Here is a 2,883-nt window from a genome sequence, read left to right on the forward strand (position 1 = left end):
AACACGGAAGTTAAGCTTCTCAGCGCCGATGGTAGTTGGGGCGAAAGCCCCTGTGAGAGTAGGACGCTGCCAGGCAATAAGAAAGCAACCAGAGATGGTTGTTTTTTTTTGCGCATTTAAGGATTTTTGAATATAGAACATATGGATTTTAACTAGAATTGGCCGTTATTTGAAGGGGAAGGATAGATTTCTTGAATCTTATTGGGGAAATTTCAGGGAATCAGAATCATCGTTTTCTGATATGGACATCGGACTATTTTTTATTGATTACCCTAAAGTTGTACCATTTTTCAATCTCCTTCATACCCTAACAGAAAGAATATGGATAGAAGGGACTGTGAAAATGAAAGGTATCATATTAGCCGGAGGAAAGGGGACCCGTTTGGAGCCTTTCACCAAATTGCTCAACAAGCATTTACTCCCTGTCGGATCGGCCCCTATGATTTATTGGCCAATCAATAAATTAAAAGAGGCGGGGATTACGGAAATTCTCGTTATTACCAATACCCAACATTTAGGAGCGTTTCAAGAAATACTAGGGAACGGCGAGAAACTGGGCGTTTGCTTGTCCTATGCCGTCCAAAGCGAAAGTGGAGGCGGGATTGCTGATGCTTTAGCCTGTGCAAAGAATTTCGTAGAGGACCAATGTGTTGTTTTGTTAGGGGACAATCTGTTTGACGATCATTTAAAACCATTTATTGAAGATTTTAAAAATCAACCTCAAGGTGCAAAGGTACTATTAAAAGAAGTGATGGACCCCGAGCGATATGGTGTAGCGCTTTTAGATGAAACCAATCATATTATTCTCTCGATTATTGAAAAGCCTAAAAGTCCAACGTCCAATTTTTGTGTCACAGGAATCTATTTTTATAACAAAGAAGTATTTGATTTGATTGATTTTCTGCAGCCTTCAAGCCGTGGAGAAAAAGAAATTACGGATTTAAATAATCTCTATATTAAAAGAAAACAACTTGATTTTGATATTTTAAAAAGCTGGTGGCTGGATGCGGGTACACACGAAGCGTTGTTTAAAGCCAATCAACATTTCTATGAAAGAAGTTAAATCGTTTGCCGCCGGCTTCCAGCAGTTTTTTCTTTTAGACCATACATTTTCTTCCCGCTTTCACGCGTTGTGGGTAAGGTTTTAATTCAACCGAATTGATTAAGGATAAATTTAACTCGATGGGTGAAGGTGTGATTTTCCAACACCTTTTTTTGTGCATTTCTTCGATAATAATCCCTGGAGGTTTCATCATTGATAAATTGATGAACCAATTCAATACATTCCTCCACATTGGAGTAGACAACGATATCTTGATTAGTTGCAAAATGCCTTTCAATATCCGCCATATTAGTGAGAAGCTGGAATCCTCCACAAGCTGCAATGTCAAAGCTGCGATTATTAATACTTTTATTTTCTATTTCAATTGTATTTTTATTTTTATTATAGTGGTAGGTGCGATGGGGATTAAGGATGATTTTTGAACGGTTGAATAAGATTCTTGCAAGCTCAGGTTTTATCCACTTATTAATAATTGACAATCCTCTATTTTGAATATGGCTTTCGATATGTTTTTTCCAAAGCGGACCAACTAGAATCAGATTATGCTGTGCATCATTCAATAGCCGATTGATTAGTTTGATTCGCTCGGGGTAGGGATAACCAATCAGACATAGATCATATAAATAGTCTTCTTTAGGCTCAATAGGATAATAAAGCGAAGGATCGGTTCCTAGTGGAAGATGATATATTTTTTTAGAGGGGAACTGTTTCTGATAAAATTCATAGGCTCCTAAGTCAATAGTAAATATACAATCATAATTCTCTACGATAGGAATGGACATATCCATATAAAAAGGGTCTTCTGTTAACCAAATACAACGAATGGCCTTCGTTTTTTTCAAAAAGGCCATTAATTTTGGATCCATTTTATATCCAACCATAGTCAAAATTATATCCGGTTGAAAACTCTTAACCATTTCCATAGTTGCTGCCGTATACTTTGGCTTTATTGTAATAACTCTATTGCCTAAGTTGTTAAACGCATCTTCTATGGCTTTTTCAAAATATGGGTATATTCTTGGGTAGCTTGAGGTAATGAGTAAAATATTCATTTGGATGACTCCTAAATTTAATTAGTAAGGAAAGCAGGAGAAATATATTTGAAGTTAGTATATATTTCTCCTGCTATTTCCTTATAGGCCAGTTGCTGGGGGTTCAAAAGAAAAAGATTCAATATCGGTAACACGAAGGACAAGTACCGCTTCTTCATTAAAAGGTGAAACCATTGATGTTTCTAAGATACTTACAATCCCATCTAAGGTTACTCTTCTTAGTGTTCCTTCAACCATGTCCCCAGATCTAGTTCTTAAAGTAACAGTTTGGCCGATGTATCTGCGCAAATAGCGAGCTAGGTTATCAGAACCAAGTGAAAGGGATAAATCAAGTGCCAATATTATCACCTCCCTGTTATGTTGATTTTTGGTTCAATCATACATTATTCAAAAGTAGAATAAAGGACAGGGCTTATTGGATATTATTCAAAAAAACCGCAATTACCCATTGTTCAATATAAAGCTGCACTCAGAAGTCCAATGTGACCGATTGGATTGAAAAAATATTGTTGACATATGCATGCAATTAGTAGTATATTATAAAAGTTGTCATTGAAATTACTAAATTAGTAATAAATAACTTTGAAAAAAGTTGTTGACAACATTGCGAATGAATGATAAGATTTAAAAGTTGTCTCGTAAAAATTGTTCTTTGAAAACTAAACAAACGAATACGTCAACAAAAAATAACATTCGTTTCTTATGAAACGAAGCCAACGTTTTAAATTTATGAGCTATATCAACTTTCTCGGAGAGTTTGATCCTGGC

At 35.7% G+C, this 2,883-nt stretch carries 3 protein-coding genes and 1 rRNA gene; 2 read left to right on the top strand and 2 right to left on the bottom strand.

The features are described 5' to 3' along the window. Together rrf and NFS43_RS24240 are read left to right on the top strand one after the other, a co-directional pair. Positions 1-75 (top strand): 5S ribosomal RNA (rrf, locus tag NFS43_RS24640); the annotation flags it as partial. Positions 76-343: 268 nt separating this feature from the next. Further along, positions 344-1,063, top strand: a complete 720-nt coding sequence (locus tag NFS43_RS24240; protein WP_251555550.1) for a sugar phosphate nucleotidyltransferase — start codon at positions 344-346, stop codon at positions 1,061-1,063. An 86-nt stretch (positions 1,064-1,149) separates the two neighbouring features. On the opposite strand, the gene NFS43_RS24245 is transcribed toward NFS43_RS24240, so the two are convergent. Beyond that, positions 1,150-2,115, bottom strand: a complete 966-nt coding sequence (locus tag NFS43_RS24245; RefSeq protein WP_251555552.1) for a CgeB family protein — start codon at positions 2,113-2,115, stop codon at positions 1,150-1,152. An 81-nt stretch (positions 2,116-2,196) separates the two neighbouring features. Continuing rightward, the gene (locus NFS43_RS24250) at positions 2,197-2,454 is read right to left on the bottom strand and encodes a hypothetical protein (protein WP_251555554.1); all 258 of its coding nucleotides are present in this window, start codon (positions 2,452-2,454) and stop codon (positions 2,197-2,199) included. Positions 2,455-2,883: the final 429 nt, after the last annotated feature.

This window comes from Neobacillus muris, from assembly GCF_943193175.1.
GTDB lineage: Bacteria > Bacillota > Bacilli > Bacillales > Cytobacillaceae > Neobacillus > Neobacillus muris.

Bases quoted from the DNA above. Each gene is read 5' to 3' on its own strand.
- NFS43_RS24245 (WP_251555552.1), bottom strand. From the start codon at position 2,115: ATGAATATTTTACTCATTACCTCAAGCTACCCAAGAATATACCCATAT.
- NFS43_RS24240 (WP_251555550.1), top strand. From the start codon at position 344: ATGAAAGGTATCATATTAGCCGGAGGAAAGGGGACCCGTTTGGAGCCT.